This window comes from Boudabousia tangfeifanii (assembly GCF_001856685.1).
Taxonomy (GTDB): Bacteria; Actinomycetota; Actinomycetes; order Actinomycetales; family Actinomycetaceae; genus Boudabousia; species Boudabousia tangfeifanii.
Map to the genome: position 1 here is coordinate 464,936 of NZ_CP017812.1, position 17,949 is coordinate 482,884.

11 protein-coding genes are annotated in these 17,949 nt (G+C 56.8%); 4 read left to right on the top strand and 7 right to left on the bottom strand.

All coding sequences use genetic code 11. The features are described 5' to 3' along the window. Nucleotides 1-102 precede the first annotated feature (102 nt). Nucleotides 103-1,614 carry an MFS transporter gene (locus tag BK816_RS01735; RefSeq protein WP_156981970.1) on the bottom strand — a complete coding sequence of 504 codons (1,512 nt, stop codon included), beginning with the start codon at nt 1,612-1,614 and terminating at the stop codon, nt 103-105. 205 nt (nt 1,615-1,819) lie between these two features. On the opposite strand from BK816_RS01735, the gene dcd reads away from it, so the two are divergent. Together dcd and BK816_RS01745 are read left to right on the top strand one after the other, a co-directional pair. Beyond that, complete coding sequence (gene dcd / locus BK816_RS01740; RefSeq protein WP_071163641.1) at nt 1,820-2,401, top strand: dCTP deaminase; 582 nt, start codon at nt 1,820-1,822, stop codon at nt 2,399-2,401. Between the two features lie 11 nt (nt 2,402-2,412). Beyond that, nucleotides 2,413-3,588: a hypothetical protein gene (locus tag BK816_RS01745; RefSeq protein ID WP_071163642.1), complete on the top strand. Its 1,176-nt coding sequence runs from the start codon at nt 2,413-2,415 to the stop codon at nt 3,586-3,588. A gap of 137 nt (nt 3,589-3,725) precedes the next feature. On the opposite strand, the gene BK816_RS01750 is transcribed toward BK816_RS01745, so the two are convergent. Further along, a complete protein-coding gene (locus BK816_RS01750) occupies nt 3,726-6,170 on the bottom strand; it encodes a (Fe-S)-binding protein (RefSeq protein ID WP_236842345.1) in 2,445 nt (814 codons plus the stop codon). Nucleotides 6,171-6,310: 140 nt separating this feature from the next. Continuing rightward, nucleotides 6,311-6,676, bottom strand: a complete 366-nt coding sequence (locus BK816_RS01755) for a DUF4235 domain-containing protein (RefSeq protein ID WP_083378987.1) — start codon at nt 6,674-6,676, stop codon at nt 6,311-6,313. A 24-nt stretch (nt 6,677-6,700) separates the two neighbouring features. Here BK816_RS01755 and BK816_RS01760 point away from each other — a divergent pair, with 24 nt between their 5' ends. Continuing rightward, the gene (locus BK816_RS01760) at nt 6,701-7,672 is read left to right on the top strand and encodes a glutathione S-transferase C-terminal domain-containing protein (RefSeq protein WP_071163645.1); all 972 of its coding nucleotides are present in this window, start codon (nt 6,701-6,703) and stop codon (nt 7,670-7,672) included. Nucleotides 7,673-7,744: 72 nt separating this feature from the next. Here BK816_RS01760 and BK816_RS09775 read toward each other — a convergent pair whose 3' ends face one another. The 4 genes from BK816_RS09775 to BK816_RS01780 form a co-directional block, all read right to left on the bottom strand. Continuing rightward, nucleotides 7,745-9,781 carry an ABC transporter ATP-binding protein gene (locus BK816_RS09775; RefSeq protein WP_071163646.1) on the bottom strand — a complete coding sequence of 679 codons (2,037 nt, stop codon included), beginning with the start codon at nt 9,779-9,781 and terminating at the stop codon, nt 7,745-7,747. Continuing rightward, nucleotides 9,778-11,526: an ABC transporter ATP-binding protein gene (locus tag BK816_RS01770; protein ID WP_071164880.1), complete on the bottom strand. Its 1,749-nt coding sequence runs from the start codon at nt 11,524-11,526 to the stop codon at nt 9,778-9,780. Before BK816_RS01770 ends, BK816_RS09775 begins: the two co-directional genes overlap by 4 nt. A 307-nt stretch (nt 11,527-11,833) precedes the next feature. Next, nucleotides 11,834-12,574, bottom strand: a complete 741-nt coding sequence (locus tag BK816_RS01775; protein WP_071163647.1) for a hypothetical protein — start codon at nt 12,572-12,574, stop codon at nt 11,834-11,836. Nucleotides 12,575-12,579: 5 nt separating this feature from the next. After that, the gene (locus BK816_RS01780) at nt 12,580-14,844 is read right to left on the bottom strand and encodes a S8 family serine peptidase (protein ID WP_204377199.1); all 2,265 of its coding nucleotides are present in this window, start codon (nt 14,842-14,844) and stop codon (nt 12,580-12,582) included. A 284-nt stretch (nt 14,845-15,128) separates the two neighbouring features. On the opposite strand from BK816_RS01780, the gene BK816_RS09630 reads away from it, so the two are divergent. Beyond that, nucleotides 15,129-17,696: a 6-phosphofructokinase gene (locus tag BK816_RS09630; protein WP_257786290.1), complete on the top strand. Its 2,568-nt coding sequence runs from the start codon at nt 15,129-15,131 to the stop codon at nt 17,694-17,696. Nucleotides 17,697-17,949: the final 253 nt, after the last annotated feature.

Sequence of the window (17,949 nt, forward strand, 5' to 3'; positions counted from 1 at the left end):
AATCCTTTAGCGTCTAATACGGGCATCATTGCGAACGATTAGAGCCGAAATGGCACTTACTACCAGAGTAGAGAAAAACCCTACAGATTTCCTGCCAAAACCCTACTGAACCGAAGCGTGACGGCGACGGTACCAGTCCACCAAAGCCATCATCAGCGCCAGCGAACAGGTTACCTCGGTAACGTGCAAAGCGTTAGAAAAGGCCCCCGAGAAAGTCAAGATTTCCCCTGCCGAGGACGCCGGCTGACCGCGCAAATCCAACGGTAGAGAAATAAAGAACACGAGGGTCAAAACCGCAATCGACAAAGTGGTGCCAATGCGCTGCGTGGACTGCAACAATGCGGCCGCCGTCGAAGTCGAAGCCACCGGCACATCCGCCAAAGTCAAAGCCTGGTTCGGGGCAATCGTGCAACCATTACCAAAGCCCGCCAGCAAGAAAGCAAAAATCAAAGTCCACACATGGTTGCCTGTCGGATCCAAGCTAATCAACAAATTGCCCAAAGACATGCCCGCCAGGGAACAAGCCAAGCCAACGACGACCACTAGGCGACCATAATGATGCAAGTAGCGGCCCGAACCGGCAGCACCCACCGTGCCACCCAAAGCGAAAGGCAACAGCATCATGCCAGCCTGCCAAGCGGGCAAACCCAAACCATCCTGCAAATACAAGGAAGTGATGACGAAAAAGCCCGAAAAGCCCACAAAATAAACGGTAATAATGACCGTGCCCAAAGTGAATGAGGGAGTGCGCATCAGCGAACGCGGCAAAATCACCGTACCGCCCTGGCCATCACGCCAAAGCTCCCAAAGCATGAACAAAACCCACACTGCCAAAGCAGCGCCAATCATCCACCAAGGAGCGCCAGACCAGGAAGCGTGCTGCGTGGCAATAATCAACGGCAACATCAACAACAAGGTTATTGCCGTCATCAAAATGATGCCCACCAAATCCAAGCGAATCTTCGCATCTTGGCGCTGCGGTGGGGGCAAAAGCTTAATCGCCATCGGGATGACGACCAGAGCAATCGGTACATTAATCAAGAAAATGGTGCGCCAACCGAACTGTCCCGGCAGCGCCGAAACAATCACGCCGCCAAGGACTGGGCCCAAAGCAGTCGCCACCCCAATGGCAGCACCGTTGTAACCGTAGGCGCGCCCTCGGTCAGCACCAGTAAACATTTGCTGAATCAAGCCCGCCACCTGCGGGTTAATCACCGCAGCAAAAGCACCCTGAATCAGGCGAGCACCAATCAAAAAGTTCGCGCTCGGGGCCAAACCACACAAAATCGAGGCCAGGCCGAAACCGCCAATGCCCACCAAAAACATGGTGCGACGGCCAAAAAGATCACCAAAGCGACCCGCCGGCACCAGCATCACCCCAAAAGCCAGCGAATAGATCGCCACAATCCACTGCAACTGGCTCGAAGTGGCCTGCAAATGTGCCGTAATCGAAGGCAACGCCACGTTCACAATCGACACGTCCAGCAAGGTCATAAACCCGCCGGCCATAATCACATAGAAAGCCTTCCACGGGTCAACATTCCAATCCTTAACGGCAGAATTTTCTTTTGCCCCGCGCACACTAGCAGCGCCGATAGGGGCCGGTTGACTCATCGAATTTGGCGATTTTTCTTGATTTTGCACCCTACAACTCTAGTCTCTTCACCGCCAAAACTCTACGCCCACCCCACCTTTGTGAGTTTCTTCCCCGTAAAGAGTCTCACCTGACGATTAGCGCGCCGAGGTCGTCCTCGGCCAAAGAAAAAGATGCGGTCACAGAAAAATTTACTAACCCGAAAACTAATGGAACAATAGACCCATGTTGCTTTCTGATGGTGATCTCACTGCCGAGTTGTCCGCCGGCCGCATTGGCCTCGACCCACTAGACCTGTCGCTGGTACAGCCAGCCAGCATTGACGTGCGCCTCGACCGGTACTTCCGACTTTTCGACAACCACAAGTACGCGGTTATTGACCCCAAGGCCGACCAGTCAGACCTGACCCACATGGTCGATGCGGGGGAGTCCGGACCGTTCGTCTTGCACCCCGGCGAGTTCGTCCTCGGCGCGACCCTCGAAACTGTCACCCTGCCAGACGATATTGCCGCCCGCCTCGAAGGCAAATCTTCCCTCGGTCGCCTCGGTCTGCTCACGCACTCCACCGCCGGTTTCATCGACCCGGGCTTCTCCGGCCAAGTCACCCTCGAACTTTCCAACACCGCCACCATGCCCATCCTGCTCTACCCGGGCATGAAAATTGGTCAGTTGTGCTTCTTCCGTCTCTCCGCCCCAGCCCAAAAACCATACGGCCAAGGCGCTACCGGTTCCCGCTACCAGGGTCAGCGAGGCCCCACGCCATCGCGCTCACACCTCAACTTCACCCAAGTTCCCGTCAAAAAGTAAACAGGTGCCCCGTGCCCATTGACCTTTCACGAGTCCTTGACCCCTCGCTAGCTGCTGCCCTCAAACCCGCCTTCGAAGGCGCCTCCTTTCGCTTCCACGAAGATGGCACCGCCTACGCGGACCGAGCCAAAGACACCTACGTGGTTGCCACCACCTGGCTTGCCGGCCATCAGCTACCTCCCGAACTTATGGGCGGACACCTCCTCTTTTTCCCCTCAGACGTGTCTTCCTCCGAAGTAGAAGCGCTCGCAGTTTCCCTCTGGGAAGAGGCCGGCTGGTTGGTGCCAGGCGTCCTCGGCCTAACCGGGGAAGCGACCCTCTCGGGCCCATGGACTTTGGGGAAAGGGCAGCAAGCCGAACTCAACCTGCCCAACAGTGCCGCCGTAGTCTATTCGGTGCAGTGCCGTCGAGAACGCGAAGTGCCGCCCCCAGACGCCCCCGTCGACTTCCTCGACCCCTGGTTCAAGCATGTGCTACCTGCCGGTGACGAGTACCTGCTGGTCGCCAACCTCGTTACCCTGGCGGCGCGCCTTGGGGGAGGCCTCCGCTCCGACATGGGACATGTGGCCGAACCTGACCCAGATGCAGCCGTAAACCTCACCGTCTACTCGCCCAATTGGCTTGGTGGTAAAGACCTGCTCGCAGAACTCGTGCCCATGTTCCCCGGCATGCGCCCCTTCACCGCGCCAATCGTGCCGGCCGAGGCCGTCCCCGGCGTGCTCACCGGCGACGTGCCGCTCTCACGCGTGGCGATGAAAGCCATCGAAAGCGCTGGGATCGAAACTGAAGAACTAAACGAGCTAATGTCGCAGGCACAAAAATACGACCTCGCGGCCCTCAGTGAAGAAACCAATCTCAAGAGCACCCCAGAAAAGCCACACGAACACGAGCCCTTCTGCCTACAGTTGGACCTCAAACCGGGCGCGGTACTGATTGAAGGACACGAAGCCGAATATTTGCCGCCAGTCTTGCGCTGGGAAGAATGGGCAGAAGGCCCAGTATTTGAATACCTATTGCGATGGGAACCATCCGACCCCATCCGCGGCTGGGACCGACGAGTGCCCCGCGCGCTTAGGATCGAACGCGTCCACGCCACCTCCACCATCGAATCACTCGCGGCCGAACTAGTCGCCATCGTTGGGGGAGATGCGGTCGACGACGAAGGCTTCCTCGTCGCCTTCGACTAGGAGATACGCCGGCTCAAGCGCGGTCTGCTACCGGGCACAACTAACCGAAAGTCGCTTCATTCAGGCAGGGACAAGTTTGTCCTAGCCTTGCCACTGCGGCTGACCCAGGCAATCGACCCAGCTACGGAAAATAACCGCTAGTTCTGTCCGCGTTTAACCGAGTCGAGCAGGCTCAAAGCCACATCCTGCACCTGCGCCTTCGGGCTAGCCGAATCCAACATCTGAGTACAGAACGGGCAAGCGGTCGCAATCAAGGTGGCACCAGTTTCCTCGGCCTCGGCGCTACGAGCCGAAGCGATGCGCACCCCGGTGCTCTCCTCGGTCCATGCCCGCGCACCGCCGCCACCACAACACATGGCTCGATCGGCATGACGCGGCATTTCCACCAGATTCTCACTGCCCACCACAGAGCCCAAGAGCTCACGCGGCGGCGAATAAATCCCATTGTGGCGACCCAAATAGCACGGGTCATGGTAGGTGACCTTCTGAGCCTCATCCGCACTAGGCGGCACCGGGCGCAAATGACCCTCGCGGACCAAACGGTTCAGCACTTGCGTATGATGCAAAACCTCGTACTTGCCGCCCAACTGCGGGTACTCCTGGCCAATCGTATTGAAGCAGTGCGCACAAGAAACAATAATCTTGGTGGCCTTCACTTCATTAAGCATTTCCACATTCGCTGCCGCCAGCATCTGGAACAACACTTCATTGCCAGCGCGACGAGCCGGGTCACCAGTACAGCTTTCATTCTGGCCGAGGACGCCAAAACTGACCTCAGCCAAATGCAAAAGCTCAGCAATCGCCGCGGTAGTCTTCATGGCCTTATCGTCGAAGGAGCCCGCGCAACCCACCCAAAGCAGGTAGTCGACCTCGGTCGCATCCTCCACATCAACCCCGATCTCCGGGATCTCAAAGTCTAGATTCTTAGCCCACTCCATGCGCTTCCGAGCCGGCTTGCCATAAGGATTACCCTTCGATTCCATCTTGCGGAACACCCCGGCCAATTCCTTCGGGAACGCCGACTCCATCAGCACCTGGTTACGGCGCAAATCCACAATATGGTCAATATGCTCAATGTCCACCGGGCACTGTTCCACACAAGCACCACAAGTCGTACAAGCCCACAAAGCCTCGGGCACAATCACGTCACCAACTAGGGGAGCGGTCTGCAAAGCCACCCCAGTTTCCAGGTCAGGGGCCGCCCCACCGGCCTGCAAGGCCGCCAAAACGTCACCAGTGTGCGCTACCAAAGGCAAATTCGAATCGAGGGCGAGAGCCTCCTCCGGCAACAACGGCGAAACCTGGCCAGCAACAGCTGCGTCCTTAGCGCCTGTGGCAGCCTGGCCCGCAGCAGACTCCGTAGAGCCTTCCGTGTTCGACCCAGCCAGCGCCGCGTCCTCGGTCGACTGGGAATCCACGGGACGGAGCATGTCTGCCAGCGGCCACAAGCGCGTGCCAGAGCCCTCGTCAGTGCCAAAACGATCGTTGAGTTCGGGGCGCTCCGCCAACAACTGGTCGGCGGCCTTCGCAAAGGCGGTGGCCGAAGCATGATGGTCACGCAAAGCCAAAGTAAATAGCTTAGGCGAGAGCGGTTTTCCTGTTGCCCAAGCCGGGCAGAGCTCCTGGCAACGGCCACACTCGGTACAAGAAGTGAAATCTAGCAGGCCCTTCCAGGTGAAATCGTGAATCGTTTCCACCCCAAGGCGGGCATCCTCGGGCAGATCCTCCAAAGTTTCTGCCGTCAACGGCTCACCCTGCATTCGGATCGGCTCCAAAGCGCCCAGTGCCTTGCCACCCTTCGGGTCACGCCGCGCAAACACATTCACGAGGGCGGTAAAACGGTGCCAAGCCACCCCCATGGTGGTTTGGGCGCCCACCACCATCATCCAAATCATGGAGGTGAGAATCTTCGCCAAAGCAGTCAGGGCAATCGCCACCGACAAAGCCTTCGCATCAAAAGACGGAGAAGCAGACGCCAGCAAAGTAGCTAACGGACCAGAAATTGGGTGATGCCACCAAGAGGTCGAACTCTCGGCGGCGTTCGTCAGGTAATTGGCGCCCTCGGCCCACGCGGTGGCAGCATTAAAATCCTGAGCTTTCGCGGGCAATTGTGCCCACCAGTACTCCAAAACGCGCAAAGCCAGCACCGCAATCGCCACCAGCAGCACCACGGCCTCGACAAAAACCGCCTGCCACTTGGTTGAACCCAAGAAACGACGAGGCAAAGAAGTGGCGCTACCATCACGGTTCGCCAACTCCGCCTCAGCCTGCTGACGAGTAACCTCGGCGCGCCGCCAAGGCAAGGCACCACCATTGCGCGCACGCACCACAAACAGAGCCAAAATCCCCAGCAAACAAGCCAAAGCAAAAAACTCTACCAGCCACTCATATGGGGGAAAATGGCCCAGCAAAAACAGGGAAAAACCCGGGCGAACAATCTGGAAATAACTGCTGACCAGGGTCAAGAACAAAATGGGGAACGAAAGCATCACCATCCAGTGCGAAATACGCACCAAGGGGCGACCCTTAAAAGCGCGGTGGGTCAAAACCTCCGCAAAGAAAGTGGCAAAGCGCGTTCCCACCGGAGAAAAACGCCCCGGATCGCTTTGCCCAGCTGCCACCCGGCGATAAATCTGGACACAACCGGCAGTAAATGCCCCCACCCCAATCAGGGTGGAGGTGAGGGCAAAAAATAGGCTGATGGCAGCTAGAACGGAAATTTTCAGACCTCCAGCTGATTAAACTTCGATCCGCCGTACCACTTGTTGGCGCTACGTACCGCGGTGCGGCGAGCAGCAGCCATTACCAAGCCCGAAAGGGCACCAAAAATTAGCACCTCAGCCAAACGGGCGGTTGCTTCCTCATCACCCGGAGCTGGGGGAGTGTTACCGGTCAAAGCTTTCCAACCGGACTTGACGACAGTGTTTGCGACCAAAGCGGCGCCAGCAAGAGCCACCCCGTTGATGACCTTCCATGCGATGTCCATCTGATCCTCCAAAATACGAGGGCGGCAAGGTGCCACCCGGAGTGAAAATAGTTCACGGGCTAGTTTACCGTGTTTTACCAAATCCTGAACTATGATGGACATAAGAAAAGCCTGAAAGGAGTCACTATGACAGTGCCAAATCGCCGATTCGCAGCCCACGCCGCCACCGGACTAGAAGAAATCCCCGTAGTTGCTGGGCGCTACCGACTCGTCACCTACGTTGGTTGCCCCTGGTGCCGCCGCGTCGCCATTGCCCGTCGACTACTCGGACTCGAGGACGCGATTAGCCTGTCCATGGCCCCCAAAGCTGGCCCAGACGGTTTCGAATTCACCAGCGAAAAATGGGACTTCGACCCAGACCTACAAGTGCGCACCACCCGCGAACTCTACCGTCGCCAGCCAGACTGGCAGCCCGGTGAATCCACCTCCGTGCCCGTCCTCGTCGATGAAGCCGACCCCAGCGTGCGTGGCCGCATCGTCGCCCGCGAGTCTGGCGACCTGCTCTTTGACCTGGCCACCGCCTGGCGGGATTTGCAGGCCGAGGACGCCCCACAGCTTTACCCCGAAGGCGCCAATGCCGAGGACGAAGATCGTGCCGTCGCCGACGCCCGCTCGCGCGACTACCAAGCGTCCGACTTGCCCGAACTGGCCGAAAAAGCCAGCCAGACTGAACTGGGCATGTGGTTCGACCAGCTTCTCGCCCGCCCCTTTGGTACTGTCCTTCACTCGGATGATGAAGAGGCCAAGCGTGAAGCCCAAGGGAAAGTGGTTGCCGCCCTTAACGCCCTCGAACAGCACCTGGCGGAAGTTAGCGAACAAGGCCCCTGGTTGCTGGGCGAAAAGGTGAGCGCTTGGGACGTGCGCGTCTTTGCGCACCTCGTATCGCTTGCCGCCTGGCACTCGCGCGAAGCCTACTCGCAAGCCCTAGCCAAAGCCCCCGGCGAGGACGAGGGCGCCCGCAAGGCCTGGGCCAAGCAGCAGGCCGCCAAGGCTCCCGCCCCGCTAAGCGACTGGCCACACCTCAACAACTACTACCAAGGTCTGGCCGCCGATCCTCGTTGGCTCACCGACGAAGAAAAGCAGCTACTGCACCTCTAAAACAGTAAAGGTTTGCCCCCGACACCAAAATGTCGGGGGCAAACCTTTATCAGCCTAAAAGCGGTCGGCTAGTTACTCGGTGACCTCTTCACTGTCACCGACGGCCAACTGGGCATCATGCAAGTGACGGTATGCGCCATTGCGGGCCAAAAGCTCCGTATGTGTACCCTGCTCAACCACGTTACCGTTCTCCATCACCACAATCAGATCCGCATCGCGAATCGTCGACAAGCGGTGAGCGATCACGAAACTGGTTCGACCAGAACGCAACTTACCCATGGCCTGCTGCACCAAAACTTCGGTACGAGTATCGACCGAAGAGGTGGCCTCGTCCAGAATCAAAATCTCCGGATCGGACAAGAAGGCACGAGCAATGGTCAACAACTGACGTTCACCATTCGAAATGCCGCCGCCCTCATCATCCAAATGAGTCTCATAGCCATCAGGCAAAGCGCGAATAATGCGGTCCACACTAGTGGCCTTCGCTGCGGCAATCACTTCCTCTTCGGTGGCTCCAACCTTACCGAAGGATAAGTTTTCCATGATTGTGCCGGTAAACAACCAAGTATCCTGCAAAACCATGCCGATGCGGGAACGAAGCTCGTCACGAGTCATGTCCAAAGTATTGATTCCGTCCACGAAAATCGCGCCAGAATCAATCTCGTAGAAACGCATCAACAAGTTCACCAAGGTGGTCTTGCCAGCACCAGTCGGACCCACAATCGCCACGGTCTGACCTGGCTGCACGCTCAAGTTCAGACCAGTAATAATCGGCTTGCCGGGCACGTAGCTGAAGTTCACGTCGCGGAAGACAACCTTGCCGTTTTGCACCTGCTGCTCGTTGGCCGAGGCCGGCTGTCCGCCCTCGGTACCACCAGTAGGCTGCGCGGCCAAAACCTGTCCACGTTCATTGATAATGCCGGCGTCACGCAACGCCTGGTCGCCCTCGGTGCGCGCCTGCTCATCGCGAGTATCGGCGGTTAGTTCAGGGGCATCAAGGAACTCGAAAACGCGTTCCGCACTAGAGGCACCAGACTGCAACATATTGGCCATCGAAGCCAAAGTGGTTAGCGGCTGGGTGAACTGGCGCGAGTACTGAATGAAGGCCTGCACGTCACCCAAAGTCATCTGGCCGCTCGCCACCTTGAAACCACCAGCCACCGCGACTAGCACATAGGCAGCATTCGAAAGCATCGACATGAGCGGCTGCATTAGACCCGAGAGGAACTGGGCCTTAAAAGTCGCGTGCGAAACTTCGCGGTTCGAGTCGGCGAAACGATCCGCAAACTCTTCTTGCAAACCGTAAAGGGTGGTGACTTCCTGGCCGGTGAAAGCTTCTTCCACAATGCCCGAAAGTTCGCCGGTCGCCCGCCACTGCTTCGAGAAGTAGGGGCCGGCCTGCTTCATAATCAAACCGCCGAGGATGATCGCCAAAGGCACGATGATTAGAGTCAAAAGTGCCAGCGACCAAGAAATGTAGAACATCATGATTAGCATGCCAATCAGCGTCAAAATTGAGCTGAGTAGCTGCGTCATGGTCTGCATCAAAGTCTGCGTAATATTGTCGATATCGTTGGTTACGCGCGAAAGCAAATCACCGCGGGAAGAACTGTCCAAGTAGGACAAGGTCACGCGGTCAATCTTTTCCTGTACCTGACGGCGCATGGTGTAGCCAGTATTCTGGACGACAATGCGCATCAAGAAACCCGACATCCACTGCAAAAGTGAAGACAGGAAGTACAGGCCCGCCACGAACAGCAATACCTTGGCGAGGGCGCTCCAGTCGGTGCCCGTCCCAGGGTTCAGATTCATCGGTTCGAGCATCTTGGCAATATCAGTCTTACCAGCCGCTTCCAAACCGGCAATCATCTGCTCTTTCGTGACACCCTTCGGGGTGCGCTTATTGAAAATGCCTTCGAAAACAATATTGGTTGCGTTACCCAAAATCTTCGGGGCAGCCACCTGCGCGGCCACCGCCAAAGTGGAAAGCACCAAAATAAAGTTCAAACGTAGGCGCTCAGGTTTGAGCCAGAGCAACAGGCGAATCACTGTGCCCTTAAAGTTCTTAGCCTTACGTGTGGGGTCAGCCCCCGGACGTCCGTGACTCATGCTGCCTCCTCCGGATCTAGCTGGGAACTGACAATTTCCTGGTAGGTTTCACAGTTGGCCAGTAGCTCCTCATGGGTGCCCGAACCAACCACTTGACCGCCATCTAGCACCAGAATCTGGTCAGCATTCACAATCGAGGAGACACGCTGAGCCACCACCAAAACGGCAGCCTCACCGGTTACCTGTGGCAGTGCCTGGCGCAACCGAGCTTCGGTCGCATAATCCAAGGCAGAGAACGAATCGTCGAAGACAAACAAGTCGGCGTGACGGTAAACCGCGCGGGCAATCGTCAAACGTTGCCGCTGACCGCCAGAGAAATTCTTGCCGCCGGTGTCCACGCGGGAATCCACGCCCTCGGAAAGGCGGGAAACAAACTCCGTGGCCTGAGCAATTTCTAGAGCTGCTTCCACGCGGGCACGCACCTCATCGGTTACCTGATCGACAGGAACCGCGGCCACGGCCGAAGCGATAGTGCCCGAGAACAGGTAAGAGGTCTGTGGCACGTAGGCAATGCGGCGACGCAAAGCTGGCAAATCCCACTCGCGGATATCCTCGCCATTGATCTGAATCTGGCCACGAGAAGTATCAATCAAACGGGGGAGCAGGGCGGCCAAAGTCGACTTACCAGAACCGGTTGAACCGATCACGGCGGTAGTTGTCCCCGGGGTCAAAGTGGCGTTAATATCGGCCAAAACGGGCATTTCTGCCCCTGGGTACTGCACGGTGGCATCCACCAAGGAGAATGTCAAACGCTCATTTTCGGCTGGCTTACGGCCAGTCTTCGGGGAAGCGATCACGGGGTCGGTGTCCAAAACCGCCTGCACACGCTCGGCGCTAACCTGGGCACGTGGAATCATCATGAACATGAAGGACATCATCATGACCGCAATAAAGATCTGCATTAGGTAGTTCAAGAAGGCGACCATCGCGCCCACTTCCATCGCGCCCGAGTCAATCCGGATGGCACCGAACCAAATCACGCCCACCGAAGAGAAACCCACAATCAAGTTGATGGCTGGGAACATGAAACTGAACAGCTTACCAATTTCCAAGTTGGTGTCGCGCAGGTTGACGTTGGCGGTATCAAAACGTTCCCGTTCTGCGTCTTGGCGCACGAACGCACGAATCACACGAGTACCGGTCAACTGTTCGCGAAGCACCGAGTTGATCGCGTCAGTACGCTTTTGCGAAAGCCGGAACTGTGGCTGCAACTTGTACATCAAAATGCCCATCACAGCGCCCAAAGCTGGCACTGCCACCACTAGCAAAAGGGAGAGCCCAGCATCCTGTCGGATTGCCATGATGACGCCGCCAATGCTCATAATCGGGGACATGACCATAATCGCCAAACCCATCATGGTGACCATTTGAATCTGACGAATATCGTTAGTGGCACGCGTAATCAAAGAAGCGGCCTCAAAGTGGTGCATTTCGGTGCGGGAAAAACTCTGTACTCGCTCGAAAGTATCGTGGCGCAAGTCTTGGCCTACACCCGTACCGGCTTTCGACCCAAAGTAGAGGGCGAAAACATTCGCCACCACCTGCAGGGTGGCCATACCGATCATGATCCAGCCATAATGCATAATTTTGCCAGTATCGCCCGTGACAACGCCCTTATCGATAATGTCGGCGTTGAGGCTGGGGAGCCAAAGAGAGGCAATGGTTTGAGCGATCTGGAAGATGATAACTGCCGCAATTAGCCAAGCATAAGGCTTAGCGTAGCGGCGTAAAATTTTAGTTAACAAAAATTCCTCCATTTTTTCATATACCCCTCATTCTAGGGCGAAAAAAATTAATGGGACAGGGCTTTTTGCTACTTTGTGACGCGAAAAGCATCGGTGAGAGACAAGCGAAGTTGCCAAAAGGTGCAACTGGCGACTCTTTGCCCAGCCAATACGGAGGCGAGAGGGGATAGGCAGGAGCGCTTCCACATAAATCGAGGAGCCACCCCAGTTGCACTCGTTAAGAGACAACTAAGGCGGCTCCACCAAAGTTTCGCCGAGGACGTAGCCACGTTCGCGTCCTCTTATTGTCGAGGACGTGAAGCTAGTGCTAGCCGCGCCCCTGGGTGTCGAGCGTCAGACTTTCTTCTGCCCGATCAACCTGTGGCAACAAGTTCAGCTTCGCTAGGAACTGGGCCATCATGGTCACATTGCTCGGGCATTCCACTTCCCAGGTGGCCATGGGCATGGGGGCCACGCTGAAGTTTAAGGAATGACATTCGAAATTTTTGGCTAAATCTTCGATTTCATGCCGGAAGGAAAGCGGGGCACGACCAGCTGCAATATCTTGGCCTGGCTTGCTGTCGGGGTGTAGATACAAATCCAAGTGCAAGACTTGGTTTTCATTCTTGTCGTCACCAACCCGAGCATTGCCAAGCTCAGTATCGACCGGTGGCTGGTTATCATTGCCAGCATTATCACTTTGATTGCTAGCACCAGAAATGCCTTCACCTTCGCCGGATTTTGCTGAGCCATCGCCCGATTGGCCATTGTTTCCTTGATTAGCATCTCCTGGGGTGCCTGCTCCGGGCTGGTTGCCGCCCTCGGCATTTTGCCCAGGAGTGCCAGGTGCTGGCGTGCCAGTCGGTTCGGTACTGGCGGCACCTGGAATGCTCGGATTGGTCACCGGCGGGGTAGTCGTTGGGGCCGGAGTGAGCTCCACAGTGTCCTCGGGAGAACTCAATTCTTCTACCTTGACCACCTGGGGGCCGGCAGACGTGAGGGAACAACCAGTCATGCTGACTGCGACCAAAGCCGCAGTCAGCAGCACTGAAAACTTAGATTTAGACAATCGGCTCACCAAAACCAACGATAGCTGTAACGGGGTTGGATATAAATCCTAACCGAAGTCGAACGGTACGTCCCCTCTTCAATCGCATACAGCGTGTGATAGCCCGCGGAGAGCGAGGATCCCACATGCCACGGGGCCGCCACATTACCATGGCGATCTGCCTGCAAAGTGCCGATGCGGTTAGCCCAACTATCGAGGACGAAACGCACTCGCGCATGCGGAGTGAAGTTCATCCCGCGAAGGTTAATAGACTCGCCAGCATACAAACGGTACTTCGACAAAGAAACATGCGCTGGGGCGGTCGGCCGCGGAGCCGGCTCTGGTTTCGGTGCCGGCTCGGGCCGAGGCTCCGGGCGTGGCTCTGGTTTTGGCGCAGGTGCCGGTTCCGGCTTGGGCTCAGGCTTCGGCTCTGGCTTAGGCGCGGGCTCCGGTTTAGGTGCGGGCTCTGGCTTAGGTGCGGGCTCCGGCTTAGGTGCGGGCTCCGGCTTAGGTGCGGGCTCCGGTTTCGGGGCCGGTTCAGGCTTAGGCTTGGGCGCCGGTTCTGCAGTTGGCTGCGGCTTTGGCGTAGGAGCCGGGGTGGGCTCAACTGTCGGAGTCGGAACTGGAGCTGGTTCTACCGTTGGCTGCGGCTTCGGCTCTGGCTTAGGTGCGGGCTCTGGCTTAGGTGCCGGCTCAGGCTTTGGATCCGGCTTCGGCGTGGGCTTTGGTGCCGGCTCAGGCTCGGGGCTCGGCTCTGGCTCCGGATCGTCTGCATGAAGCTGACGGTAAAGCTGTTCCACGCTCTGGCCCGCATTCAATAGGCCAGCGCCACAACCTTGCGAACACGAGTTCAAGTCTGAAGCGCCCTCGGCCAGCAAATCCTGTACCTCAGAAAGGGACAAATCTTTCTTCAAAGATTTCAACAAGGCAACGACACCAGAAACGTGCGGAGTTGCCTGCGAGGTGCCCTCCAAGTAACCGTAAGAAGCGGAAACTGGAGCAGTGCGTCCCGAATCGATAGTGGAAAGAATCTGCCCATTTTCGAAGCGCTTATCGCCACCAGGAGCAGTGATATCGATCCGGCGACCATAGTTCGAATATGCGGCAAGATTACCGGTTGGGCCAGAAGCCGCCACGGTAATCGCATTGCGGCAGTTACCGGGCGTGTAGCCGGCTGCGTTTCGGCGTGCATTACCGGCGGCGATCACCACGGTAGCGCCCAAACGGTTCGCCTGGTTAATCGCGTTTTGCAAAACGGCCGGACATTGCGGGTTCGGGCCACTCATTGACAAGTTAATTACGTCTGCTGGATGAGCATTAGCTTCCACCCCAGGGACATGGCCACCAGCTGCCCAAATCATTGCCGAGGCAATATCGGCCAACTGGGCACCACAGTTACTAATCGCGCGTACCGCCAACAAGTTGGCTTCTGGGGCGACACCTGCAATCCCCGTATTATTGTTGGCCGAGGCCGTAATCACGCCAGCCACATGGGATCCATGCCAAGTCGAGGGCGTATCACGGTAGGGCTTGCCAGGACGGCACCCGTTGGCACGGTTCCAGTCACCGGGATCATGCGGATCGCTATCGCGCCCATCGCCATCGCGACCATTGCGTGGGTTGGTGACAAAGTCATAGCCACCAACATAGCGACGGTTCAAATCTGGATGATCGATGATGCCAGTATCAACTACTGCTACCGTCACGCCGCTACCCTTGGTGTACTTCCAAGCTTCCTGGATCTGAATGCTCCAGTCGCCATGCAAAGACCACTGATCGGACCAACGAGGATCATTCGGGGCCGGAGCCGCCTTTTTCGCCTTGGCAGCCAGCGGGTGGTTGAAGAAAGCGTTAGTGCTAGCCGCATTAGCTTCGGCTACCTCGGCAGGGTAGAGCACTAAATCGGGCTCAACATATTCCACATTGGGGTCTTTAGCCAACTCCGCCTGGAAGCGAGCCGCTTCCTTCGGGCTTAGTGGCTTATCCAAGGTGACGGTAGTGGTGTCTGAGATGGCTACCTTGCCGTCAGTGACATCGGCACCCACCTTGGCAGCTGCCTGATCCATCTTACTCTTGGTGCGATTCGTAATTTTCTCGGTGGTATCGTCGTTGCGCTTAGCACGGTTCACCGCCCGAGCATCATACGAGCCGTTCTTAAACTTAACAATGAACTGCTGGTTAGGGCCGTCCACTGTTTGCGTCTCATGCGAATTATTCGCGGTGGCGCTACCAATTGATAGGGCAGTGGCCACCAGCGCAGTAGAGCATAGTACTGCAATAGATCTTTTCACGGTTACGCCTTTCAACGTGCGGGTTGAAACGGATTCGCCGACATTTTTAAGCATCTCTAAATTGGTTACACGGTGAGAAACTTGCCAATATCAACACTGGTAATAGCATTCTACGTGAAAATAAAAGGAAAAGTTTGTTAAAACGAAATCAAAGTTGATTTATTGCCTCAGGTCTTTTGATAGCTTAGGGCGAAAGGAACCCTCATTATCGAGGGCGATATTGGCATTCTCGGCGGTGACGTGGCACACTGAATACGATTAGTATTCACCCTCGGGAGGACATAATGGAATCTTCGGCAACGATGCCAGACACCGAACAGACGGTTGCGGACATTGATCCCCAACCCTCATCAAAAGCAGAAGTTGAAGCCACCGCTTCCGCTGTCAAAGATCCGAGTCAGGCACACCGGATCGGTCTGCTAACCTCCGGCGGTGACGCGCAAGGCATGAATGCTGCAGTGCGTGCGGTAGCCCGTACCGCCCTCGCCATGGGCGTCCAACCCTGCGCCATTATGGAAGGCTGGCAGGGTGCTTGCGACGGTGGCGATCGCATTAAGCCGCTGGGCTGGTCTGATGTTTCCAACATTCTGCACAAGGGCGGCACCGTAATTGGTACTGCCCGTTCGAAAGACTTCCGTGAGCGTGACGGCATGCGTCGCGCGGTCAAGAACCTGCTTGAGCATGGCATCGACCGACTCATTGTGATCGGTGGTGACGGCTCCCTGACCGGCACCAACGAATTCCGTCAGCTTTGGCCAGAACTTCTGGCCGAACTAGTCGAACGCGGCGAAGTTAGCGCCGAAGTAGCAGACGCTCACCAGCACCTGATGATTTGTGGTCTGGTCGGCTCGATTGACAACGACCTCGTTGGCTCCGACATGACCATCGGGGCAGACTCCGCCCTCCACCGTATTGTTGACGCCATCGACGATATTTCATCTACCGCCGCCTCCCACCAACGCACCTTCGTGGTTGAGGTCATGGGACGCCACTGTGGATACCTACCATTGATGGCCGGTATCGCCGGCGGTTGCGACTACGTCTTTATCCCAGAAGTACCGCCAGAAGATGGTTGGGAAGAAGAGCTTGCCAACAAGTTGCGCGCCGGCCGTGCCGCTGGTCGTCGTGACTCACTAGTTTTGGTGGCCGAGGGCGCCAAGGACCGTCACGGTGAACCCATTACCTCGCAGCAAGTCGCCGACGTGCTCAGCGAAAAAATGGGCGAGGACGTGCGCGTGACCATCCTTGGTCACGTTCAGCGTGGTGGTGAACCATCCGCCTACGACCGCTGGATGTCCACCATCCTCGGTTATGCCGCCGTCCAAGAAGTCATGAAAGCCACCCCAGAGGATGAACCGAACATTCTCGGTGTGCGCCACAACCGCGTCTCTCGTATCCCCATGATGAAGGCGGTGGCTGACACTCGTTCCGTCGCTGGCCTGATTAAGAATGGCGACTACACTGCGGCCGTGCGCCTACGTGGTTCCTCCTTCGCCGAAATGGTGCAAATTAACCGCATCATGTCGACCCCACCGTCCTACCAGCCTGCCAACCGCGCACTAACCACTGGTTGCGTGGAACCAAAGGCACAAAGTCGTCTCGATGAAATCGAGAGCAACAGCAAGGTAGAACATGCCCGTCGTGCCGTCCTCGAACATACTGCAGCACTCGAAGACCACGTTCGCCCAACGCCTTCACCGGGGCACGCTTGGGAAGAAGAAGTTAAGCCAGCTGCGGGCAAACGCGTCGCAATCTTGCACGCTGGTGGTTTGGCCCCCGGCATGAACACTGCCGCTCGCGCCGCCGTTCGTATCGGTATCGACAAGGGCTTGACCATGCTCGGGGTGCAAGGCTCCTTCGGTGGCCTCATCGACGGCCGAGTTTCCGAACTCGCCTGGGAATCGGTCGAAGGTTGGGCCTTCGATGGTGGGGCCGAACTAGGCACCCGTCGCCCAGTTCCTACCGTAGAACAGCTTTACTCGCTTGGCCGAGCCATCGAAAACAACAATATTGACGCCCTCATGATCGTCGGTGGCTTCAACGCCTACCTTTCCGCCTATGAGCTGGTGAAGGAACGCGACCGCTACCAAGCCTTCAATATTCCGATCATTTGTGTTCCTGCCTCCATCGACAACAACCTGCCCGGTTGTGAACTGAGCATTGGTGCCGACACCGCCCTCAATAACGCGGTTTGGGCGCTCGACCGCATAAAGGAATCAGCTGCGGCCTCCCGTCGCTGCTTCGTGGCAGAAACCATGGGTCGTCGCTGTGGCTACCTTGCACTCATGTCGGGTATTGCTGCCGGTGCCGAACTAACCTACCTGCACGAAGATGGCATCACCCTCGACCAGCTCAACCAAGACTCGATCCGCATGCGGAAGTCTTTCGAGGCCGGTCGTCGCCTCTTTATGGTCATCTCGAACGAAGAAGCCTCCGCGATTTACAACCGCGACTTCCTCGCTCGCGTATTCGAAGAAGAAGGCAAGGGACTCTACGACGTTCGTCAGACCGCCCTCGGCCACCTACAGCAGGGTGGATCGCCCACCCCATTCGACCGACTATTGGCCACCCGTTTGGTCTTCCACGCCATGAACTGGGTCGAGGAAGAACTCGCTCGCGAAATCGACAGCGAAAAGGCCCACACCTTCCGTTCATCCGAAGCCGTTTACATTGGCTACTCGGAAGGTGCGATCCGCACCGCTCCAATCGAACGGATTGCCGAGGTCGTGGAGATGGAGAATCGTCGCCCACGCAAACAGTGGTGGCTTGAGCTACGTCCGGTCAGTGAAGTAGTCTCTATGCCGTCGCGAATCTCGGGTGAACCTCACGCCATCCCAATTGCTGACGCCTAAAGTCCAAAACACTTAGGACAATAATCTCTATCTGAAGCTAAAGTCCTAGGTTAGTGGCAGAAAATTCCGCATCGCCGCTCAGTGTGAATTAAGTAAGACCTATGTTTTCTTAAAAAAGCGACTGAGTGGCGATGCCTTTTTCATAAATCCGCATAATTACAGGGAAAAGCATCCTGCTCGCGCAGTTAAAGAGCGAAAGCTTTAGCCTTTAATACGGTTATGTTCACCTCAGCTAAGTTAGTGAGAGGTCATA